Annotated in this window: 15 protein-coding genes and 1 pseudogene; 10 read left to right on the forward strand and 6 right to left on the reverse strand. The window is 69.9% G+C overall.

The features are described 5' to 3' along the window. Position 1: 1 nt before the first annotated feature. Positions 2 to 1948 carry a DNA topoisomerase (ATP-hydrolyzing) subunit B gene (gene gyrB / locus AB0J88_RS27775; protein WP_364350698.1) on the reverse strand — a complete coding sequence of 649 codons (1947 nt, stop codon included), beginning with the start codon at positions 1946 to 1948 and terminating at the stop codon, positions 2 to 4. Between the two features lie 581 nt (positions 1949 to 2529). Here gyrB and AB0J88_RS27780 point away from each other — a divergent pair. Then, on the forward strand, positions 2530 to 3084 hold the full coding sequence (locus AB0J88_RS27780; RefSeq protein WP_364350695.1) for a hypothetical protein: 555 nt from the start codon (positions 2530 to 2532) through the stop codon (positions 3082 to 3084). 162 nt (positions 3085 to 3246) lie between these two features. On the opposite strand, the pseudogene AB0J88_RS27785 reads toward AB0J88_RS27780, so the two are convergent. From AB0J88_RS27785 to dnaA, 5 genes and pseudogenes are all read right to left on the reverse strand, one after another. Beyond that, positions 3247 to 3753: pseudogene (locus tag AB0J88_RS27785) on the reverse strand (DciA family protein); the annotation flags it as partial. A 286-nt stretch (positions 3754 to 4039) separates the two neighbouring features. Next, on the reverse strand, positions 4040 to 5167 hold the full coding sequence (gene recF / locus AB0J88_RS27790) for a DNA replication/repair protein RecF (RefSeq protein ID WP_364350692.1): 1128 nt from the start codon (positions 5165 to 5167) through the stop codon (positions 4040 to 4042). A 2-nt stretch (positions 5168 to 5169) separates the two neighbouring features. Next, positions 5170 to 6042 (reverse strand): phosphogluconate dehydrogenase (NAD(+)-dependent, decarboxylating), encoded by an 873-nt coding sequence (gene gnd, locus AB0J88_RS27795; RefSeq protein ID WP_364350689.1) that lies wholly within the window; start codon positions 6040 to 6042, stop codon positions 5170 to 5172. A 51-nt stretch (positions 6043 to 6093) separates the two neighbouring features. Beyond that, positions 6094 to 7227 carry a DNA polymerase III subunit beta gene (gene dnaN / locus AB0J88_RS27800; RefSeq protein ID WP_364350686.1) on the reverse strand — a complete coding sequence of 378 codons (1134 nt, stop codon included), beginning with the start codon at positions 7225 to 7227 and terminating at the stop codon, positions 6094 to 6096. 849 nt (positions 7228 to 8076) lie between these two features. Beyond that, positions 8077 to 10146, reverse strand: a complete 2070-nt coding sequence (gene dnaA / locus AB0J88_RS27805) for a chromosomal replication initiator protein DnaA (RefSeq protein ID WP_364351045.1) — start codon at positions 10144 to 10146, stop codon at positions 8077 to 8079. Between the two features lie 656 nt (positions 10147 to 10802). On the opposite strand from dnaA, the gene rpmH reads away from it, so the two are divergent. From rpmH to AB0J88_RS27850, 9 genes are all read left to right on the forward strand, one after another. After that, positions 10803 to 10940 (forward strand): 50S ribosomal protein L34, encoded by a 138-nt coding sequence (rpmH, locus tag AB0J88_RS27810; RefSeq protein ID WP_089255422.1) that lies wholly within the window; start codon positions 10803 to 10805, stop codon positions 10938 to 10940. A 35-nt stretch (positions 10941 to 10975) separates the two neighbouring features. Continuing rightward, the gene (gene rnpA / locus AB0J88_RS27815; RefSeq protein ID WP_364350682.1) at positions 10976 to 11428 is read left to right on the forward strand and encodes a ribonuclease P protein component; all 453 of its coding nucleotides are present in this window, start codon (positions 10976 to 10978) and stop codon (positions 11426 to 11428) included. A 14-nt stretch (positions 11429 to 11442) separates the two neighbouring features. After that, positions 11443 to 11733, forward strand: a complete 291-nt coding sequence (gene yidD, locus AB0J88_RS27820) for a membrane protein insertion efficiency factor YidD (RefSeq protein ID WP_364351042.1) — start codon at positions 11443 to 11445, stop codon at positions 11731 to 11733. Positions 11734 to 11751: 18 nt separating this feature from the next. Next, a complete protein-coding gene (gene yidC, locus AB0J88_RS27825) occupies positions 11752 to 12894 on the forward strand; it encodes a membrane protein insertase YidC (protein WP_364351039.1) in 1143 nt (380 codons plus the stop codon). A gap of 134 nt (positions 12895 to 13028) precedes the next feature. After that, a complete protein-coding gene (locus tag AB0J88_RS27830; RefSeq protein ID WP_364350679.1) occupies positions 13029 to 13685 on the forward strand; it encodes a R3H domain-containing nucleic acid-binding protein in 657 nt (218 codons plus the stop codon). A 29-nt stretch (positions 13686 to 13714) separates the two neighbouring features. Next, positions 13715 to 14440 (forward strand): 16S rRNA (guanine(527)-N(7))-methyltransferase RsmG, encoded by a 726-nt coding sequence (rsmG, locus tag AB0J88_RS27835; protein WP_364350676.1) that lies wholly within the window; start codon positions 13715 to 13717, stop codon positions 14438 to 14440. A gap of 3291 nt (positions 14441 to 17731) precedes the next feature. After that, positions 17732 to 18784 (forward strand): ParA family protein, encoded by a 1053-nt coding sequence (locus AB0J88_RS27840; RefSeq protein WP_364350673.1) that lies wholly within the window; start codon positions 17732 to 17734, stop codon positions 18782 to 18784. Beyond that, complete coding sequence (locus AB0J88_RS27845; RefSeq protein ID WP_364350670.1) at positions 18781 to 19896, forward strand: ParB/RepB/Spo0J family partition protein; 1116 nt, start codon at positions 18781 to 18783, stop codon at positions 19894 to 19896. The genes AB0J88_RS27840 and AB0J88_RS27845 overlap by 4 nt, the downstream gene beginning before the upstream one ends. A 236-nt stretch (positions 19897 to 20132) precedes the next feature. Further along, on the forward strand, positions 20133 to 21107 hold the full coding sequence (locus tag AB0J88_RS27850; protein WP_364350667.1) for a hypothetical protein: 975 nt from the start codon (positions 20133 to 20135) through the stop codon (positions 21105 to 21107). Positions 21108 to 21713 lie beyond the last annotated feature (606 nt).

The raw sequence follows: 21713 nt of genomic DNA on the forward strand, positions 1-21713 counted from the left end.
GTCAGATGTCGAGGAACCGCACATCCTTCGCGTTGCGCTGGATGAACGAGCGCCGGGCTTCGACGTCCTCGCCCATCAGCACGCTGAAGAGCTCGTCGGCCGTCGCCGCGTCGTCGAGCGTCACCTGGCGCAGGGTGCGGGTCGCCGGGTTCATCGTGGTCTCCCACAGCTCGGGGTAGTTCATCTCGCCCAGACCCTTGAACCGCTGGATGTCGTCGGGCTTGGCGTTGGGCTTGGTCTCCTGACGGAGGCGGATCAGCCCGTCGCGCTCGCGGTCCGAGTACGCGTACTGCGCGTCGTCGCCCTTCTTGTTCCACTTGATCTTGTAGAGCGGCGGCGACGCCAGGTAGACGTGGCCGAGCTCGACCAGCGGCCGCATGAAGCGGAACAGCAGGGTGAGCAGCAGCGTCTGGATGTGCTGGCCGTCGACGTCGGCGTCGGCCATCAGCACGATCTTGTGGTAGCGCAGCTTCTCGATGTCGAAGTCGTCGTGGATGCCGGTGCCGAGCGCCGTGATCAGCGCCTGGACCTCGTTGTTCTTCAGCACCCGGTCGATCCGGGCCTTCTCGACGTTGAGGATCTTGCCGCGGATCGGCAGGATCGCCTGCACGCGCGGGTCGCGGCCCTGCTTGGCCGAGCCACCGGCCGAGTCGCCCTCGACGATGAACACCTCGGACTCGCGCGGGTCCGTCGACTGGCAGTCGGCCAGCTTGCCCGGCATCGAGCCGGACTCCAGCAGCGACTTGCGGCGGGCCAGCTTGCGGGCCTGCTGCGCGGCGATCCGGGCGCGGGACGCCTGGGTCGCCTTCGTGATGATCGTCTTGGCCTCGCTCGGGTTGCGCTCGAGCCAGTCGTTGAGCCACTCGTTGCAGACGCGCTGCACGAAGCTCTTGACCGGGGTGTTGCCCAGCTTGGTCTTGGTCTGACCCTCGAACTGCGGGTTGGCCAGCTTGACCGACACGATCGCCGCGAGGCCTTCCCGGATGTCCTCACCGGTGAGCTTCTCGTCGCCCTTGAGGATCTTCTTCTCGGCGCCGTACTTGTTGACCACACCGGTCAGCGCCGAGCGGAAGCCTTCCTCGTGGGTGCCGCCCTCGTGGGTGTTGATCGTGTTGGCGAACGTGTAGACCGACTCGCCGTACGACTCGTTCCACTGCATGGCGATCTCGACCGCCATGCCCTCCTCCTCGCCACCGAACTCGATCACCGACTTGTGGATCGGCGACTTGGTGTTGTTGAGGTGCCGGACGAAGTCGGCGATGCCGCCCTTGTAGAGGAAGGTGACCTCGCGGGCCTTGCCGTCCTCCTCGCTCTGCGGGCGCTCGTCACGGAAGTGGATGGTCAGGCCGCGGTTCAGGAACGCGTACTCCTGGAGGCGCCGGTAGATCGTCTCGAAGGCGAACTCGGTCGTCTCGAAGATCTTCGGGTCGGGCCAGAACGACACGGAGGAACCCGTGGTGTTGGTGGTCTCGCCCTTCTCCAGCGGCGACGGCTTGGAGTTGACGTAGGACTGCCGGTACACGTTGCCGGACTTGTGGATGACCACCTCCATGCGGGTGGACAGCGCGTTGACCACGGACACGCCGACGCCGTGCAGGCCGCCGGAGACCGCGTACGCCTTGCCGTCGAACTTGCCGCCGGCGTGCAGGACGGTCAGCGCGACCTCGACACCCGGCTTCTTGAGCTTCGGGTGGAGGTCGACGGGGAAACCACGGCCGTTGTCGACGACGCGCACGCCGCCGTCGGCCAGCAGCACGACGTCGATCGTGTCGCAGTAGCCGGCCAGGGCCTCGTCGACCGCGTTGTCGACGACCTCCCAGACCAGGTGATGCAGGCCGCGTTCACCGGTCGACCCGATGTACATGCCGGGGCGCTTGCGGACGGCCTCGAGCCCCTCGAGCACCTGGATCGATTCGGCGCCGTACTCCTGCTTTTTCTGCGTTGCCACTCTGGCCACTTTCTCGCGCCGCCCCAGCGTCGTCGACCGACGCTGGTGCGCGGGTATGGCGGGACGGCCACCGACGACCGGCGCGACCGGGGTCTGGGCGCACCGCTCGCCGCGCCTTCCCGCGGTCACGATCGGCTGGACATGACACGCGGGCGGCCCCGGGCCGGGGAGGACCCGATACGGTCGTCCGCGCGTCGTCCTTCGTCTGCCACCAATGTTACCGGGCCGGAAGCGCGAACACCCATCCGGCGCACCTCAAAAACGGCGCTAGAAGCGCCACAGCGGCGCGAACCCCGGTATCCGCGACTCCCCCCACACGAAAGCCCCTTGCGCGAGTGCCAGCCCGCCGTCGGCCCCTTTTCACTCTCGATCATGAGCCGGCTCGGTGGCCGGTGTGGCCTCCGGGAGCAATGGTCCGGGCAAATCGGAAATCCGGGCCATGATCCGCACTCCAAAGGTGACCCTTCGGGGGTCGCGCGAACCGGCGGCCGTGCCGTAGTTTCTGCGGCGCGATCCGATCGGGGCAAGTCCCCCGCCGCGCGCCGGTTTCGAGATCTTGCGGAACGGAGAAGGGTGACCCGATGGGTCTGGACAACGTCGCCGTGCAGTGGCCGCGCACCGGCCGCTTCTACGACCCGGTCGCCCCGGCCGAGTTCGTCGACTTCGCCGACCTGGCGGACGACCCAGACGTCGCCGCGCCCACCGCGGCCCTCGCCGGCCACATCGCCAAGACTGGCACGGTCCGCGCGACGGCGTACACGGAGCTCGTCGATCTCCTCCTCGGTCTCGAAGGTGTGCTCTACGCCACAGAGGCGGCGGCGGAAGACGAGGACCCGGTGATCGACCCGGACGGCTGCGCCTGGATCGCCGGCGGCCTGGAGCGCTTCGTCGAGGGCCATCGCCCGCACGGCGAGTCGGTCACGTTCGAAACGGTCGGCGCCGTGCTGCACACCGCGCTGTCGGGCGGGCGCCTGGCCGATCAGCAGCTGCGCTGGCTCGACGGGCGGATGGACGCACTGCTGGACGAGTCGGGCGACGCGCCGCAGTGGAGCTTCGCCCGCAGCGAGCTGGCGGTCCTGTCGCGGTTCTACCGCCGCTGCGCGGACCGCGGCTTCGCCGTCTACGCCGACTACTGAGCCGACCTCAGCCGCAAATTCACGATCTTCAAACGCTGACCCATCTACGCGCGTCCGTGGTGGTGCGGACCGTTCGCTCCCGCGCGCAACGGGCAGGGCACCACTTCGTGGGCCCTGCCCTGCCGGGTCCGCGGCACACGACCCGAACGGGTGGCGGATCGGTCAGCCGTAGGTGTCACGGGGGCCGCGGCCCTGCACGCGGCGCGGGCCGCGGTTCCAGGACGGTGCGGCCGGGCCGTGGATGTGCAGCTTCTTGACGACGTTGTGTCCGACCTCGCCGGCGATCCGCTTGAGGAGGTTCGCGGCGAGCAGGCGCAGCTGGGTGGCCCAGGCCGTAGATTCCGCCTCGACCGTGAGCTCGCCGTCGGCGAGCTTGATCGGGCGACAGTGCGCGGCGATGTCTGGACCGACGACCTTCTCCCAGGCGCCGAAGACCGTGGCCTCCGCTGCCGGCTTCTGCCAACCGCGGGCCTTGACCAGGCGTTCGAGGACGACGCCGAAGAGTTGCGGGTCGCGCGGGTCCGGGCCAGGACCGGAGTAACCGCGTAGTCGCTTACCCCGACCGCCACCGTCGCCGCTGATCGCGGACTTGCGCCGAGGCGCGGCCGCGGCCCGCTTGGCCAGGGCGGCGTCCAGAGCCGCCCGGGCAAGCTCCGGCCCGGACCGTCCGTCGGCCGATCCGCCAGCGCCGGCATCGCCGGCCGCCGCACCACCGGCCGCCGTCCCGGTGCCGGTCGTCGCACCGCCCGCCGCAGCACCGCGGCGCGCCGCCGAGCCGTCGGGCGCGGTCGCACCGCCCCTCGCCGCACCGCTGCGCGTGGTCGGTCCAGCCGTCGCGGCACCGCCGGCCGGCGGTGGCTGCTGGCCTGCCGTGGGCGTTTGGTCGGCGCCGGGGGTGGCTTTCGGGGCCGCCCTGTTCGGGTTCGTGCGGCGAGGGCGGTCGCCGGCGGGTTGGTCAGTCGGCACGGCGGATCGTCCCCTCGGATACCTCGAAGCGGGCGCCGTGCAGGGACGCCGGGACGTCGTCGGGCACCGCGCACGTCACCAGGAGCTGGCTGGCGCCGCCGACCAGCTCCGCGAGGCGTTCGCGGCGGCCCGCGTCGAGTTCGGCGAACACGTCGTCGAGGGCCAGCACCGGCTCGATGCCGTCGGCGCGCAGCAGGTCGTAGGCGGCCAGGCGCAACGCCAGCGCGTAGGACCAGGACTCGCCGTGGCTGGCGTAGCCCTTGGCCGGCAGCGTGCCCAGCGTCAGCGTGAGGTCGTCGCGGTGCGGGCCGGTAAGCGTCACACCGCGATCCACTTCGGACGAACGGCCGGTGGCCAGCGCCTCCAGCAACGCCTGCTCCAGCGTGGCCCGGTCACCGGCGCCGACCTCGACCCCGGACCGGTAGGCGATGCCCGCCGCGCCCTTGCCGGCCGCCACGGCGTCATAGGCCTTGGCCACGAACGGACCCAGCGCGTTGACCAGCTCCAACCGGCCCGCGAGCAACTCCGCGCCGTGCCGGGCCAGGTGGGCATCCCACACATCCAGTGTGGACAGGTCGCCGCCGCGGGTGCCGCCGGTCTTGCGCGCCAGGTAGGCGGTGCGCAACAACGCGTTGCGTTGCTTGACCACGCGGTCGTAGTCGGCGCGCACCCCGGCGTACCGCGGCTGGCGGGCGACCAACAGATCGTCGAGGTAACCCCGGCGGAAAGCCGGGTCGCCGCGGACCAGCTCCAGGTCTTCCGGCGCGAACAGCACCATCCGCAACGCGCCGAGCACGTCACGGGCGCGACGGACCGGAGACCGGCCCAGCCGCGCCCGGTTGGCCTTGCCGGGAACGATCTCCAGCTCGACCAACAGCTCGCGTCCATCGTGGACTATCAGGCACCGGATCACCGCGGCGGCGGCGCCGGCGCGCACCAGTGGGGCGTCCGTGGCGACCCGGTGACTGTCCAGGGTCGCCACGTAACCGAGCGCTTCCAGCAGGTTGGTCTTGCCGACCCCGTTGGGGCCGACCAGCACACTCGTCCCAGCGGACAGGTCGATCGCGACCGACTCGTAGGAGCGGAAGTCGACCAGCTCGAGCCGCTGGACGTACACCGTCAGCTCTTGTGAACGGGGTGCCCACCGAACTGGTTGCGCAGTGCGGCCACCGCCTTCATCGCGGGCGAGTCGTCTTCGCGGGACTCGAAGCGGGCGAACAGCGATGCGGCGATGACGTGCAACGGCACGGCCAGCCGGATCGCCTCTTCGACTGTCCAGCGGCCCTCGCCTGTGTCGTCGGCGTAGCCCTTGATCGCGTCGAGACCCGGGTCCTCGTCGAGCGCGCGGTCGAGCAGGTCGAGCAGCCACGACTTGATGACGGTGCCCTCGCGCCAGGACTTGATCACGCCGGGCACGTTGGTCACGTGCTCAGACGCGCCCAGCAGCTCGTAGCCCTCGGCGTACGCGTGCATGATGCCGTACTCGATGCCGTTGTGGACCATCTTCGCGTAGTGCCCCGCGCCGACCGGGCCGGCGTGCACGAAACCGAAGTCACCGGCGGGCTTGAGCGCCTCGAAGATCGGCATGAGCCGGCTGATGTGCTCCTCGGAGCCGCCGGCCATCAGCGCGTAGCCGAGCTGGTTGCCCCAGACGCCGCCCGAGACACCGACGTCGACGTAGCCGATGCCCTTGGCGTCGAGCCGCTCCGCCCGCGGCCCGTCGCTGCTGAAGCGGGAGTTGCCGCCGTCGATGATGATGTCGCCGGGGCTGAGGTGGGTGGCCAGCTCGTCGATGGTGGCATCGGTGACGCCGGCCGGGACCATCACCCAGACGGCCCGCGGAGCGGACAGCTTCGCGGCCAGGTCGGCTGTGGACGTGGCATCGGAGATCTCAGGCTTATGGTCGAATCCGACGACCTCGTGACCGGCGGCGCGCAGACGTTCGCGCATGTTGCCGCCCATCCGGCCCAGGCCGATGAGCCCCAGCTGCATAGCGGGTTCCCCTCCCGTTGACGTGCCCTTGCTCGTGCCGTACCCGCAGGATCAGCGGGTTACCCGGATCGGCATGATCAGGTACCGATATCCCGAGACGATCTCGCCGTCGTCGCCGGCGGGCGAGATCACGGCAGGCTTGTACGCGTCGACGAAGGAGAGGACTGCCGTCGGCGCCGAGAGGTTCTGCAGCCCGTCGATCAGGTACTGCGGGTTGAAGCCGATGGTCAGCGGCTCGCCGCTGAAGGTGGCCTCCATCGCCTCGCTCGCCCGCGCCTCTTCGCTGCCGCCGGCCTCGACGACCAGGCCGTCGGGGCCGAAGCTGAGCAGCACCGGGGTGGTGCGCTCGGCGACCAGGGCGACACGGCGGACGACCTCGACGAGGGCCGGCACGGAGACGCGGGCCTCGGCGTTGTGGCTCGCCGGGAAGAGCGAGCGCACCGGCGGGTAGTTGGCACCGTCGAGCAGGCGGCTGGTGGTGCGCCGCGTGCCGGCGGAGAACCCGATCATGCCTTCGCCGGCGCCGCCGTGTGCCAGCGACATCGTGACCTCGCCACCGAGCGGTCCGAGGGTCTTCGCGGTGTCGTTGAGCGTGCGGGCCGGTACGAGCGCGTTGAGGCTGATCTCCGGGTCCTCCGGGCGCCACTCCAGCTCGCGCATTGCGAGCCGGTAGCGGTCGGTGGCGAGCAGGGCGATGTTGTTGCCGGAGAGCTCGAGGCGCACACCGGTCATCATCGGCAGCGTCTCGTCCCGGCCCGCGGCGATCGCCACCTGTGACACCGCCGCCGCGAAGGCGGCCGCGTCGATCGTGCCGGCGCTGGCCGGCATCGCCGGGAGGCTCGGGTAGTCCTCGACAGGCATGGTCGGCAGGGTGAACCGGGCACTGCCGCAGACGAGCTCGAGGTGCGAGCCGACGGCGGCGATGTCGACGGGCTTGCCGGGCAGTGCCTTGGTGATCTCAGCGAGCAGACGGCCGGAGACCAGCGCGGCGCCGTCGGCGTCACCCTGGATGTCGACGGTCACCTGACTGGAGACCTCGTAGTCGAAGCCGGAGACCTCGAGGCTGCCGTCGGACACTCGCAGCATCACACCGGCGAGGACGGGCACGGACGGGCGACTGGGCAAGCTCTTCGCCGTCCACGCCACAGCGTCGGCGAGCGCGTCGCGCTCCACACGGAACTTCATGCGTTGCCTCCGGGTCGGCTAGGACGGGGCCGGGTCAGATACAAGATGCCCCACCGCACCTTAAGGCGAGGCTCGGCCTGACGTGCGCCCGACCCCGGTGATTTGTGGCCCGGTTCTACGGCCATGCACAAATCCCCAGACGTGATGATTGGTTTTCTTCTCTCTAAAGAGATAAGTAGTCGTCTTCATCGGCCCTGTGCGTTCTGTGGAGAACCCGAGTTTCCGCAGCTCGGACACGTTATCCACCGGTGTCGAACATGTGGAAGAACCTGCGTGTAACTCGGCCGCCGATCCACAGGCTCTCCTTCGCACACAGCGACGCGAAGTTGTCCACCGGTTGTCCACCGGGTTTCCCAAGGGTTTCTCCCCAGGCCTTGGAGATCATCTTCTGGCTTTCCCCAGAACCTTCAACACGATCCGCACATCCTTGCCGTCGCTGTGGATGCGCGGCCCCACGTCCACAGCTCTGTCCCCAGCCCTCATCCACAGGCTGTGTGGATATCGACGGGCACGACCACGACGCCGTCCACCACGGTGGACAGCGGCTGTGGATTCAGTGTGGGAACTGTGGATAGACGTGAGTCACCTGTGTGTTCGGGGGATAACCGCTCCTTACATGTGCAGAAACCTGGGGACGCAGAGTGATCCAGACTAATCCTAGTAAACAACCTAATCCGGACAATACTGGAAACGCGGGCAGCGACGGTTTTTCGTCGTGTGGACACCGCTGGGGGTACGCCTGTGGGCAAGCTGGGGAAAACAGCGCCGGTCTGTGGATAGACGACGGCCTGTGGATAAGGCGCTAGTTCGTGGATCGAGCGCGACCGGGTTGCGAATACCCGGGTGCTATCAGGAGCTCTGCTTGATCCGGTTCGTCAGCTCGGCGATCTGGTTGTAGAGCGAGCGCCGTTCGGCCATCTGCTGGCGAATCTTCCGGTCCGCGTGCATCACCGTGGTGTGGTCGCGGCCGCCGAACGCCTGCCCGATCCGGGGCAACGACAGGTCGGTCAGCTCACGACAGAGGTACATGGCCACCTGGCGGGCGTTGACGAGCACGCGCGAGCGGGAGTGGCCGCGGAGGTCTTCGAGGGAGACTCCGAAGTAGTCAGCCGTCGACACCATGATCTGGTCGGCGGTGATCTCCGGGCCGGAGCCGTCCGGGATGAAGTCGCGGAGCACCTCTTCGGCGATCGCGAGCTCCACAGGGGAGCGAGTCAGCGACGCGAACGCGGTCACCCGGATCAGCGCGCCCTCGAGCTCGCGGATCGAGTTGGCGATCCGGGACGCGATGAACTCGAGCACATCCGGCGGCGCGTACAACCGTTCCTGCGCGGCCTTCTTCTGGAGGATCGCGATCCGCGTCTCCAGGTCCGGCGGCTGGATGTCGGCGAGCAGCCCCCACTCGAACCGGGTCCGCAGCCGATCCTCCAATGTGGCCAGCTGCTTCGGTGAGCGGTCGGACGTGATGACGATCTGCTTGTTCGCGTTGTGCAGGGTATTGAAGGTGTGGAAGAACTCTTCCTGCGTACGCTCGCGGTTCTCCAGGAACTGGATGTCGTCGATCAGCAGGATGTCGACGTCGCGGTAGCGGCGCTGGAACGCACTGGTCTTGTCGTCCCGCAGCGAGTTGATGAAGTCGTTGGTGAACTCTTCGGTGGAGACGTAGCGCACCGAGCGGGCGTTGCCGAGCGTCGTGGCGTAATGGCCGATCGCGTGCAGCAGGTGCGTCTTGCCCAGTCCCGAGCTGCCGTAGATGAACAGCGGGTTGTAGGCCTTCGCCGGCGACTCGGCGACCGCCACCGACGCGGCGTGCGCGAACCGGTTGGACGAGCCGATGACGAACGTCTCGAACATGTACTTCGGGTTGAGCCTGTTGCCACCGCCGTCGGCACCGGTCCGGCGGTCGTCGCGGCGGCCGGGGCCGCTGTCGGAGCCGCTCTCCCGGCGCATCGGCTGGGTCGGCGGCTCGTCGAAGGGCAGGACACCGCGGTTGTCACCGCCCGGCCGGCGGTCGCGGTTGTCCGCGGGGGGCGTCTGCTGGCGCGGCGAGTACGGCGACGGCGTGCCGTAGGTGGTGCCGCCCGACTGATAACCGGGGGTGGCCGAGGGCGGGACCGGCGGGTACGGGGTGGCGAAGAGCACGTCCTGCCGGTCGCGGTCGACGTCCCGCGGCTGCGGGTTGGCCGACGGGACCGGCGGGCGGGCCGTGCCGACCGCGCCGGTGCCGGTCGGGCGGCTCGGGGCCGTTGCCGGAGCGGCGGGGCTCGTCGGCGCCGGGTCGACCGGGTCCAGCGGCGGGTTGGGCTTGGGCTGGATGACGCTGTGCAGGGCGGTCGGCGCGTTGAGCGCGGTGACCTGCTCGTCCTTGGCGTTGCTGGTCGACCGGGCGTCCGAGTCGCCGGCGCGCGGCGTCGGGCTCGGTCGTTGCGCCGGCGGCTGCGCAGTGGTGGGTGGCGGTGAGGCCGGCTGGGCGGCGAGCGCCGGGCGGGGTGCCGGCGGGGCGGCCGGGCTCTGCGGCTGCGGCAGGTCGAGCTGGCTCGGCAGCGGGGCCGGCGCCAGGTGGGGCCGGTCGGTCGAGGTGTCGTCCGGAGCCGTGCTGCGCTGTTGCGGAGGGAAGGACGGCGCGGCGTATCCGCCGGGGGTTTCCGGTGCGCCCGTATAGACGGTGCCGGCGGGGCGGCCCTGGCCGTCCTCCGGCGGGCGCACGGTGACCGCGACCTGGATCGCGCGGCCCATCCGGCGCGACAGCGCCTCGGTGATCGCCGGGCGCAGGCGGGACTCGATGACGTCGCGGGTGAACGCGTCCGGCACGGAGAGCAGTGCGGTGTCCTCGACGATGGCGCGGAGCCGGGTCAGGCGGAGGTAGGCACGCTGCTGGGCGGAGACGATCTCATCCGCGAGCTCGTCCGTCGCCGCCATCCAGACGCCGGCGAGATCGATCGTCTCGGACACCCCGTTGCCACCCCCCTCGCTCCATGTGCTCGGCCACGGCGAGCCTTCGTCTCAGACCTGCCCTGACCTGGCACAACCCCCGCGTACGGGCGGCTGGCCTGACCGCTGTCCACAAGTTGTCCACAGCCTGTGTGCTGGCCGATCGTGGTGCCGTTAGTCATACGAACCGACGACTCGGACTCAGCCGATCCGGCATCGGTGTGGCTACACCGTGCCGAACGATTGACCACCTCGCCCGGTTTTGCCCCGTATGGCAGTCGTGAGCCCCCCAGATCGCCGACCAGCAACCCGGCACGCTAACAGCGTTGTCCACACCCCTACAACCGTTGTCCACAGAACTGCCTCCCCGGTGCGCACAAAAGAGGGCAGGTCCGCGCTGCGTCGTACCCGCCGCGGCCTGCGACGACGCGCTGTTTGCCGGTGTTTGACGGTCATTGCGTCCGTGCGTAGGCTTGAGCGGCCGCTCCGTCGCCCTCTGGTAGGGTGGCGGATGCTTGCTGCGGTAGATGCGCTAGACGCCTCGCGCAGCTCGAGCAAGTCGGCCGACGCGTCGACCACGCGCATCGACCACCACACGACCCGGCCCGCCTCCTCATGGGCCGCCCGACGACGGAGAGCCTGACGTGAGCAAGCGCACCTTCCAGCCGAACAACCGCCGGCGTGCCAAGACCCACGGCTTTCGGCTGCGCATGCGCACCCGTGCCGGCCGCGCGATCCTCTCCGCCCGCCGGTCGAAGGGCCGCAAGGAGCTGTCGGCCTGACCTCAGTCCGGCACCGGGATGGAAGTAGGGCAGCGATGCTGGCCGCCGCGCAGCGACTCAGGCGCCGCGCCGAGTTCTCCGCCGCAGTCCGCACCGGCCGCAGCGCCGGTCGCGGAGCGGTGGTCGTCCACCTGACGCTGCCGTCCCAGCCGGACCCGCAGTCCCACCAGCACGATCTCGACCAGCCGACGTCCGCCTCCGGTGCGGCCACCGCCACACCGCCGGCGCGCGTCGGCTTTGTCGTGTCCAAGGCAGTTGGCGGCGCCGTCGTCCGCAACCAGGTCAAGCGCCGGTTGCGGCACCTCGCCCGGGAGCGCCTCGACACCCTGCCGGCAGGCACGACCCTGGTGGTCCGGGCGTTGCCACGGGCGGCCGACCGCTCGTACCAGCGGCTGGGTGTCGATCTGGACCGGGCGATCGCCCAGGCGCGCGATCCGGAACAGGGCGACGGGCGCCGACCGCGCCGAAACGGACGGGAGCGGTCGTGAGTTCTCAGGAAACCATCAGCAACTCGACACCCGAACGCAACAGCATCCCCGCCCGCGTACTGGCTTTTTGCATCATCGCGTACCGTCGTTGGATAAGCCCGGCACTGCCGGCTCGCTGTCGGTTCTACCCGTCGTGCAGCGCCTACGCCCTCGAGGCGGTGTCGCGGCACGGCGCCATTCGTGGAACCGGCCTGGCGATCTGGCGGCTGCTGCGCTGCCACCCCTTCCACCCCGGTGGCTACGACCCGGTGCCGGAACCGCGTCGTCGTCGCCCCGCCAACGCGGCGGACCCCCTGGCCGAGTGACGGGAGCCCTTGGTGCACATCAGTCTTGACTGGATCTACTACGCGATTTCGTGGATCCTGCTGCGCTGGCACGGGGTGTGGGATGCCATCGGCGTGCCCGACAAGGCGGTGCTCGGCACCACCTGGTCGTGGATCCTGGCGATCTTCTTCCTGGTCGTCACGGTCCGCGTGATCCTCTTCCCGATCTTCGTCAAACAGATCAAGTCGCAACGCGCTATGCAGGCCCTGCAGCCCAAGGTCAAGGAGCTGCAGGAGAAACACAAGGGTGACCGGGAAACGCTCCAGAAAGAGATCATGGAGCTGTACCGGAGCGAGAAGGCGAACCCGCTCATGGGCTGCCTTCCGATGTTCCTGCAGATCCCGGTCTTCCTGGGCCTCTTCCACGTCCTGAAACGGGTCAACCCGAACAACCAGGCCAAGGAGCTGTACGGCTGGACGGCCGCGCAGTTCGACAGCGCCTCGCACGCGACCCTGTTCACCGCACCCATCTCCGGCCGGTTCGGCTCGAGCGCGACGGAGCTCGCCGCCCTGGACGCGAGCGTCGTCACCGTGAAGGTCATCGCGGCCATCCTGGTCGCGATCATGATCACGACGACCTATCTGACCAGCCGCCAGATGATCCTCAAGACCGGCTGGGCCGAGGACCCGCAGCAGCGGATGCTCCAGCGGATCATGCTGTACGGCATCCCGGCGTCGCTGCTGATCTCCGGTGCGATCTTCCCGATCGGCGTGATCATCTACTGGGTCACGAACAACCTCTTCACGCTCGCTCAGCAGCAGTGGGTCCTGCGCAAGTTCCCGCCGCCGCCGGTCAGCAAGGCCAGCACGGTCAACCGCTACTCGGAAGCCGGCGAGAAGGCCCGCGCCGCCGCCGCGGCCCGCGAGGCCCAGGCGCAGCCGAAGTCCGGTGGCCTGCTCAGCCGCATCACCGACGCGGCCAAGTCGGCCGCTGCCCCGCAGCCCGGCGCGGCGCCGAAGGCGGTCGGCAAGGGCGCCGCCAACGGGAAGCCGGCGTCGCGGCAGAACGCAAAGTCCAACGGGGCGCAGGCGTCCTCCGATGCGAAGCCCGCGGCTGACGGAAAGGCGCTGGCGCCCAAGCCGGGCGCTAAACCGGTCAACCCGAAGAAGGCCGGCGGCCGCCGGCCGGCGAAACGCAAGTGAGCGCTGCGGCCGGTGACTCCTCCGCCGGCCGCGCCTCGCGAACACAGACGTGCCCGGCCGTGGGTGACTCGCTCACCCGCCCGGGCTGACCAGCGGACCCAACGGTCCGGCGACAGACATACGGAGATGACACCGTGACCGAGACCAGCATCCCCCGCACCGACAAGCCGTTCGACGAGGAGAACGACGAGGCCGCGGCGCGGGTGGAAGAGGCTGACGTGACCGACGAGGCGGAGCTCACCGACCCGCCCGCGGAGGCGGACGACGCGGACGAGGCCGATGAGGCCGACGAGGCCGGCGCCGTTGTCGCCGAGACCAAGGAGACCAGCGACAGCGACCTGTTCCGGCAGAGCGAGATCGCCGCGGACTACGTCGAGGGCCTGCTCGACATCCTCGACTACGACGGCGACATCGACGAGCTCGTGTCCGGCGGCCGCCCGATGGTCGAGGTCGTCGGCGGCCGTCTCCAGCCGCTGGTCGGCCAGCGCGGCGCCACGCTGGAGGCGCTGCAGGAGCTGACCCGCCTGGCGGTCTTCCGCGAGACGGGCTCGCCGAGCCGACTGCTGCTCGACGTGGGTGGCTACCGCGCCAACCGCCGCAAGGAGCTCGCCGCGGTGGCCAAGAACGCGGTCGAGAAGGTCAAGGAGTACGGCGAGTCCGTGCGCCTCGAGCCGATGTCGGCGTTCGAGCGCAAGTGCGTACACGATGTCGTCAACGCTCTCGCCGGTGTGGAGAGCGAGTCCGAGGGCGTCGAGCCGCACCGCCGGATCGTCGTACGCCCGGCTCCCTGATGGTGGATGAGTCTTTCGGCCCGGGTGGTATGCCACCCGGGCCGTTTCATGAGCAGGCCCGGACGCTCTTCGGTGCGCGCCTCCCACTGGCCGCGCGCTACGCGGAACTCCTGGCGACGGACGGCGTGGTGCGCGGCTTGATCGGCCCACGCGAGGCCCCCCGCATCTGGGACCGCCACCTGCTCAACTGTGCCACTATGACCGAATTGATCCCGTCCGGCGCTTCGGTGGTTGACGTGGGGTCTGGGGCGGGTTTGCCCGGTATCGTGCTTGCGGTGGCGCGGCCGGACCTGTCCATGGTCCTGGTCGAGCCACTGGCACGACGGACCGCTTTCCTGGCGGAGGTGGTGGCTTCGCTCGGCCTGGACGAGACCGTGACAGTCGTCCGCGGCCGAGCCGAGGAGGTGCGGGACGCGCTTGTCCCCGCCGACGTGGTCACCGCTCGGGCGGTCGCGCCGCTCGACCGGCTCGCCGGCTGGTGTCTCCCCCTCACCGCACCCGGCGGACGGCTGCTCGCCCTCAAGGGCGCGTCGGCCTCCGACGAGATCGCGGAACACCAGGACGCGATCGGTCGACTGGGTGGTTCCACGCCGGTCGTCCGGCACTGCGGGGTCGGCCTGGTCGACCCGCCGACGACGGTGGTGGAAATCGTCCGCGAGCGCGTAGTCGAGCCGGCACACCCCCGGTCGGCGGACCGGGGTCGCCGCCGGTCCGCTCAGGACGGCGGGAGGCGCGGGAGAACGCGGAGGGGTTAGATGGGCCGGCGGGGACCAGCACCTGGGTTCGAGACCTCTTCCCCGCCGTCTACGGACGACCCACCCCCTGCGTCGGCGCGGCGCTCGTCGGCCGCCCCTCGAGCACGGGGTGCCGTTTCTGGTTCACGAACGTCGGCCAGCGGTGGGGGCGAGGCGGGCCCGTCCTCGTCCGCGGGCCGTTCGACTCGATCGCGTGTCGCCAAGGCGCAGAACGCGCCGGCGTCTGCCGCTGACGGCGCCCCTCGATCGCGGCCTTCGCGTGGGACTGAAGCCATGCCACCGCAGGCCTCACGTTCGGGCAACGCACCTGACGTTTTGACCTCGGCCGGCGTTGAGGCCGCGAGCCGTCGGCCTAAGCCGGCAGCTCGCTCGCTGAACCCTGCGACTTCGCCGGAGTCCGGTAGCGCGCGTGGTCGCCGGAAGCCGGACACCGCACCGTCGGAAGCCGGTGGTAGTGGGCGCGCCACGCGAAAGCCGTCGCTCGACGCCGGCGATCGCACTGACCCGAAGGCGCCCGACAAGGCGGTATCGCCAGCTGTGCGGAAGCGGACTACGTCGGCACCTCGCTCGTCGTCGAAGCCGCCGAGGCAGCACGCAGACCGCGCGGAGCCAGATCCTTCGGCGTCTGGCCCATCGACATCCGCTCGTCAGCGGTCTGTGGCTGGGAGATCGGCTAGGACTGGATCAGCGGCCTCGAACTCGGTGGTGGCTGGATCAACGTCCGCATCAGCATCCACAGGATCAGGTCCCACGGAGTCGGCGGCTCACGGGTCGGCGGCTGCGCGGTCGGTGGGGCGATCCAAGGTCGCGCGTCCGGTCCGCGCACGATCCACCGCTGCCCGTCCCGATGGTGCGGACCTGGCACCTGAGCTGGTCTCGGATGCCTCCCTCGCCGCTGTCCTCCCGGAGGCTGCGGGCAAGGGTCGGCCGCGGTCCAAGACCAGCACCAACTCAAGCCCTGCGGCGCGACGTCGCCCCGCGTCTACCCCGGCGGATCCACAGCTCCCGCTCGAGCTGCCCATTCCGGGCTCACGTAGCCCGGAGAAGCTGGAGTCCCCCGCCAACCGGGATCGCTCGGACGGGCGCTCATCCCGGACACGCCAAGCACCCGACGGCGGCGGCGCGCCAGCAGTCGTCCCGCGTGCACGTCGCAAAAGCACGACGTCGCCACGCACGGCGTCGGCCGCTGGTGCACCTGACGTCCTGTCAGATGCACACGCCGCGGCCGTGCCGAACCACGAAGACGAGGCGGAGCGCGTTGAGCAGGGCCGTCTGGTCCTAGATGCGGGGGCGGACGACGAGGCCGGCCAGGGCAAACCCACCCGGACTGCCCGCCGCACGGCCGCCACCGCGCGACGCGGGCTAGCTGGCGATGGCGCGACCAAGTCTCGCAGCGACCGCGGTGACGTGACCAAGAGCAAACCGGCCCCGCGAGCTCAAGCGACCCCTGAGCGGGATGGCTCCGAGTCAGCCGATGCCAGGTCAGGTAGCTCCAGCTCAGCTAGCTCCGGTTCGGGTGACTACGGTCCAGATAGCTCGAGTTCGGGCGGTCCCGGCTTGGACGATCCCGGTTCGGGCGACCGGGCATCCAACGGCTCCAGTGTTCATGGCCTCGCGTCGCGCGGTTCCGAGGGGGACGGGCTCGCGTCGGGGGCTTCTAGGGCGGGTGGCCCGGCGTCGTGGGGTTCTAGGGCGGGTGGCTCGGCGTCGGGGGGTTCTAAGGCGGATGGCTCGGCGTCGCGGGGTTCTGAGGCGGATGGTCCGGCACCGCGTGGCTCCAAGAGAGATGGCCTGGCGTCGCGTGGCTCCAAGGCGGGTGGCTCGGCGTCGCGGGGTTCCAAGGCGGATGGCTCGGCGTCGCGGGGTTCTGAGGCGGATGGTCCGGCACCGCGTGGCTCCAAGAGAGATGGCCTGGCGTCGCGGGGTTCCAAGGCGGATGGCTCGGCGTCGCGGGGTTCTGAGGCGGATGGTCCGGCACCGCGAGGTTCCAAGAGAGATGGCCTGGCGTCGCGTGGCTCCAAGGCAGGCGGCTCAGCATCGGGGGGCTCCAGTGCGGATGCCCTGGTGCCGGGGGGCTCCAGTTCGGGTGGTTCTGGTTCGGACGGCGCCGGGTCGAAGCGCGGCCAAGGCACCTCCGCGGGTAGGCAGGTCGACCGGCAATCGTCCGACACGTCCGCGCCGCCGCGCCCGTCGTCGCCGACCGCGACCAAGGGCCGTGGCGGACGCGACAAGCGGCCGAGCGGCGGCAGCGTCCCGGCTCGTCCTGAGGCAGGCGAGTCGGGTGGATCGAGTAAGGGCAGAGGATCGCGCGATTCGAGTCGAGGTTCTGCGGTGTCTGGTTCGGTTATGCGGGGTGGTGAGCCGGGTCGGAATGACTACCGGCACACATCGGGCGGGGCTGGTCGTAAGGCGGCTAAGTACGTGGAACGGGCTAACGAAGCAAACCAGGAAGACCTGGCTGGCCAACGATCCAATGCGCAGTCGGCGCCGGCGCGACAGGGTGGGCGAGAAGACCAGCCGGCGACGTCTGACATGAGGCGAAAGGCCAGAAATCAGCCACCGAGTGGAGCTGGCGGGCGCACACCCAGGCCAAACGGCAAGGTTCCGCGTCCGGCGTCGAATGCGGACGTCGACCAGGTGAACGAAGCCGATGCGGAAAACCCGGAACAGACGGGGAAGAGCGCCAATCGGCGTGGTTCCGTGTCAGGTTCCCGTCGGGTTCCGGTGGGTGGCACAGGCTGGCCGCCGGTCGCGACGCCGCGTCGGGGTGGCTACCTGCGACTCGTTGACGGGTTCCTGGTGTTTGTCCCTCCACACTCGGGTACCGAAACCGCTGACGGGCCGAACAGCCGTGGCCCCGAGCGCAGATCGGCCGTAGGCTGGCCGCGCGGCAATAGTGCGGAACGCGTGGAGGGACCCCACTCCCCTGCGCCGGTCGACCAGGAACACAGTGCCTCGGCTGGGCCGGCCGGAGCGATGTCGCCGCCATACGCGATCACCTCGAGCTTCGGCGAAGCCGAAACACCCCGAGCGGACAGGGACGACACCGTGCATGACAACGGCAGCCACGACCCCGGCGCGACGACGCCTCATGTTTCACGTGAAACCGGGCCCGATGGTTGGGCCGTAGGCAGGCGGGCGCCGGTACCCGACCCGCGAGTCGCGAGTGGACAGTCGGAACCAGCCGCCAGCGCAACTGACGGGTCCGGGTCAGCAACGCGAGTCCCTCTCGCCGTACCATTCTCTAGCCCGGAGGGCGGTGGCAACACCGCATATCCGGGTCGGCCCGACGTGGCTGAGCGCCATCCGGCTCCGGCTCCCCGACCGCAGCCGGCAACTACCACGGATCGGGTCGATGTCGCCCCGCCCCGGCCTGCCCAGCCTCGGACGGACGCACCCACCGTGGCACCCGAGGCGATCCCGGAGGAAGCGGTGACCGACGCGTACGTTTCACGTGAAACCCCCACGCGCGAAGAGGACGACCCACCGTTGGCCATGGAGGCACTGCGCGCTGTGCAGATCCTGAACCCGAGCGGTGTGGTCACCATGCCGCGCCCGGATCACACCAGGATCATGTGCGTCGCCAACCAGAAGGGTGGAGTGGGCAAGACCACGACCACCGTGAACCTAGCCGTCGCACTGGCGCTGCATGGCAACCGCGTCCTGGTCGTCGACCTCGACCCGCAGGGAAACGCGTCGACCGGTCTGAACGTGCCGCATCATGCCGGCATTCCAGACGTGTACGACTGCCTGATCGACAACGTGCCGCTCTCGGACGTCGCCCAAGCGGTCGAGGGCATCCCGAACCTCTGGTGCGTACCCGCAACGATTGATCTTGCTGGTGCTGAGATCGAGCTCGTCTCGGTTGTCGCGCGTGAGTCCCGCCTGTCTCGGGCGATCGCCGCGCACCCGGACACCTTCGACTACGTCTTTATCGACTGCCCGCCGTCTCTCGGCCTGCTGACGGTCAACGCGCTCGTCGCCGCCCAAGAGGTGCTGATTCCGATTCAGTGCGAGTACTACGCGCTGGAAGGGCTCAACCAGCTGATCAACAACATCAACCTGGTACGCCAGCACCTCAACCCGACGCTCGATGTCTCGACCATCCTGCTGACCATGTACGACCGCCGCACCCGTCTCGCCGACGCCGTCGAACAGGACGTGCGCAACCACTTCGGCGACAAGGTGCTGCGTGCGGTCATCCCCCGCAACGTCCGAGTCTCCGAGGCGCCGAGCTATGGCCAGTCGGTCATGACTTACGATCCGGGGTCGCGAGGCGCCACCAGCTACTTCGAGGCGGCCCAGGAGATCGCCGACCGTGGCGTCAAGGGAGGCAAGGCATGAAGAACCGTCCGAGGGGCGGACTCGGGCGAGGGCTTGGCGCCCTGATCCCGACCGCGCCGGCACCGGCTTCGTCGGTGGCGGTAGCCCCACCCCCGGCGGAGACCGAGGCACCGGCCGCACCGCCGGCGCCGCCAGTCGTCAGCGCGCCGCCCGCGCCCGCCCAGGTGTCCGCTCCCCCCGCCGAGAAGCCGGCGCCGCCCGTACCCGCTGAGGTTTCTGAGCCGGAACCCGTGGCCGAGGCTCCGGCTCCCGCGGTGACAGACCCCGGTCCGGAGCTCGCACCGGTTCCTGGCGCGCGCTTCGCCGAACTGCCTGTCGACGCGATCGTGCCGAACGCGCGTCAGCCGCGGTCGGTCTTCGACGACGAGGCGCTCGACGAGCTGAAGGTCTCGATCCAGGAGGTCGGCTTCCTGCAGCCGATCGTGGTGCGCGAGACCGATGAGAGCGGCCGCTACGAGCTCGTCATGGGTGAGCGCCGCTGGCGGGCCGCCCAGGCCGTCGGGCGGACGACCATCCCTGCGATCGTGCGCGACACGCGGGATGACGCGATGTTGCGGGACGCTCTGCTGGAGAACATCCACCGGGCCAACCTCAACCCGCTCGAAGAGGCGGCCGCGTACCAGCAGCTGCTCGACGAGTTCGGCGCGACGCACGAGGAACTGGCGCGGCGGATCGGTCGGAGCCGCCCCCAGATCTCGAACACGATTCGGTTGCTCAACCTGCCGGCGGTCGTACAGCGTCGGGTGGCTGCTGGTGTCCTTTCAGCCGGGCACGCGCGTGCGTTGCTCGGTCTCGATGACGCCGACACGCAGGAGCAACTCGCGCACCGTGTGGTGGCGGAGGGTCTGTCGGTGCGGGCGACCGAGGAACTGGTGACGCTCGCGCTCGCGGACGGGCCGGCCAAGTCGGCGTCCCCGGCGAAGCGTCGCGTGCGGGCGGTCGCGCCCGCGCTCACGGACCTGGCCGACCGGCTGTCGGATCGCTTCGACACCCGCGTCAAGGTCGAGCTCGGTCGCAACAAGGGCAAGATCTCGATCGAGTTCGCCACGGTCGACGACCTCGAGCGGATCGTGGGAATCATCGGCATGAACGAGGCGCCTCCGGAGGAGTAGCCGCGTGTAGGCCTCGACGGCCGCGAACCCCACTCGGGTTCGCGGCCGTTTCACGTGAAACCCGATTCGCGAGGGCCGGAAGTTTTACACAGGCGTTGTCCACAGGCACCCCCCGAAAACAGCGAAACCCCGTGTCGGAGGGGTTGTGGGCCTGTGGATGAACAAGGGTGGAGCGGGCCTCGACCGCCCGAAATGGGGAAGGACGGAGGCCCGCATCCTCCGATAGGGTCACCCTCGTGCCTCACTCCGCCGACTCGGTCCCCGCATACACCAAGTGGCCTTCATTCCCGTTCGAGGGCGATCTGCGCGTCAAGAGCCTTGCCGACCCCGTCGACGCCGAGCCCCGGCGAAAGGGCGAAGACGCAGCCGACTGCGTCGCCTGTAACACCCCGGACGACGCCTACATCTGGGTGAGCGAACGTTGGCGGGTACGCGCGATGGAACGGCCGACCGGCCTGCCCATGGTGCTCATCCTGGAGGCCCGCTCGCACCTCGACCTCGGCGACCTCCCGAACCTCCTGGCGGCCGAGCTCGGCGTGATGACCGTCCGGCTCGAGCGTGCGGTTCGATCCCTTGACGGCGTGGCCCGGGTTCACGTGAACCGGTGGGGCGACGGCTCGGCCCACCTGCACATGTGGTTTCTGGCCCGTCCGTACGGACAGCTTCAGCTCCGTGGGACGTTCCTGTCGCTGTGGGACGACATCCTGCCGCCCATCCCCGAGTCGGTGTGGCGAGAGAACCTGGCGTTGGTGGCGGCATGGCTGGCGGACTTCGGCGGCACGGCGATCGCCGAGCCGCCGCACATCGAGTGGCAGGCGCCGTCCAGCCTGACGCCGAAGTCGACTCCCGCCGCGGTAGCCGCAGCCGCCACCGAGACGGCTGTGGAGCCGTTGTCGGTCGCGATCGCCGAGGCTCCGGAGGGGGTGCCGGATGTGGCCTCGGCAGAGGCCGACGCTCCGAAGGTTGCGCGGTCGTTCGACCCGGCGGGGGTAGCCGTCGGCGGCCCTGCCAATCCGGTCGCGCCGCGGGTCGCGCCCGACCAGGCGCCTGGGCGCGCAGGGGCTTCCCCTGGCGCACGCCCGCCCGGCGCCGCCGAGGGCACGAAGGGCACTCCAGCGAGCGGTGGCGAACCGGTCGCGGTCCTCGACACCGCCGAGCGGAAGCCGGCCCCGGTGGTCGTCGCTGGCGCGACGAAGCCTCCGAAGCCATAGCTCGACGCAACGCGAACACTTGAGCGCACCGGGTCTTCGAGACCCGGTGCGCTCATTGTTTGTCGTGAAACATGGCAGCCGGGCGTGCGCAGCGGCTGGTGCTGCGACACGGAATCACGGGTCGTGGCGCCGGTCCGCGGCAAGGACGCTGACGCCGTCTTAGTCGGCTTGAGTGGCCCCGACCGACGGGTCCTCCGTTCGTGTGGCGTGATCTGGCGGAGTGCGCCTCGCCGACGGCCGGCGGGTTGCGCTGTTCGTAGAGACCGATTCGCGGGGGCTGTGGCTGGGTCGGGCTTCCGCGTTGGTTCGCGTGATGGGGCTGACGCGACGTGGTGTTCGTGGCGTGCGGTGCCCGATCCGATGGCCGTGACGGCGCTGCCGACGGCTCCGTGTTCGTGTGCCTGGTGGTGGGCCGATGGGGTGTGGCGTTCGTAGCCTGCGGTGCGCGGTCGGATGGCGGCGCTGCCGACGGGCTCAGCGTTCGTAAATCCGGCGGTGGCCGATGGGGCATGGTGTTCGTGGCGTGCGGTGCCCGATCCGATGGCCGTGACGGCGCTGCCGACGGCTCCGTGTTCGTGTGCCTGGTGGTGGGCCGATGGGGTGTGG

It is taken from the genome of Asanoa sp. NPDC049475 (assembly GCF_040676915.1).
GTDB lineage: Bacteria > Actinomycetota > Actinomycetes > Mycobacteriales > Micromonosporaceae > Asanoa.

Bases quoted from the DNA above. Each gene is read 5' to 3' on its own strand.
- dnaN (WP_364350686.1), bottom strand. From the start codon at position 7,227: ATGAAGTTCCGTGTGGAGCGCGACGCGCTCGCCGACGCTGTGGCGTGG.
- gnd (WP_364350689.1), bottom strand. From the start codon at position 6,042: ATGCAGCTGGGGCTCATCGGCCTGGGCCGGATGGGCGGCAACATGCGC.
- dnaA (WP_364351045.1), bottom strand. From the start codon at position 10,146: ATGGCGGCGACGGACGAGCTCGCGGATGAGATCGTCTCCGCCCAGCAG.
- rnpA (WP_364350682.1), top strand. From the start codon at position 10,976: ATGCTGGCCGCCGCGCAGCGACTCAGGCGCCGCGCCGAGTTCTCCGCC.
- rsmG (WP_364350676.1), top strand. From the start codon at position 13,715: ATGCCACCCGGGCCGTTTCATGAGCAGGCCCGGACGCTCTTCGGTGCG.
- AB0J88_RS27780 (WP_364350695.1), top strand. From the start codon at position 2,530: ATGGGTCTGGACAACGTCGCCGTGCAGTGGCCGCGCACCGGCCGCTTC.
- AB0J88_RS27845 (WP_364350670.1), top strand. From the start codon at position 18,781: ATGAAGAACCGTCCGAGGGGCGGACTCGGGCGAGGGCTTGGCGCCCTG.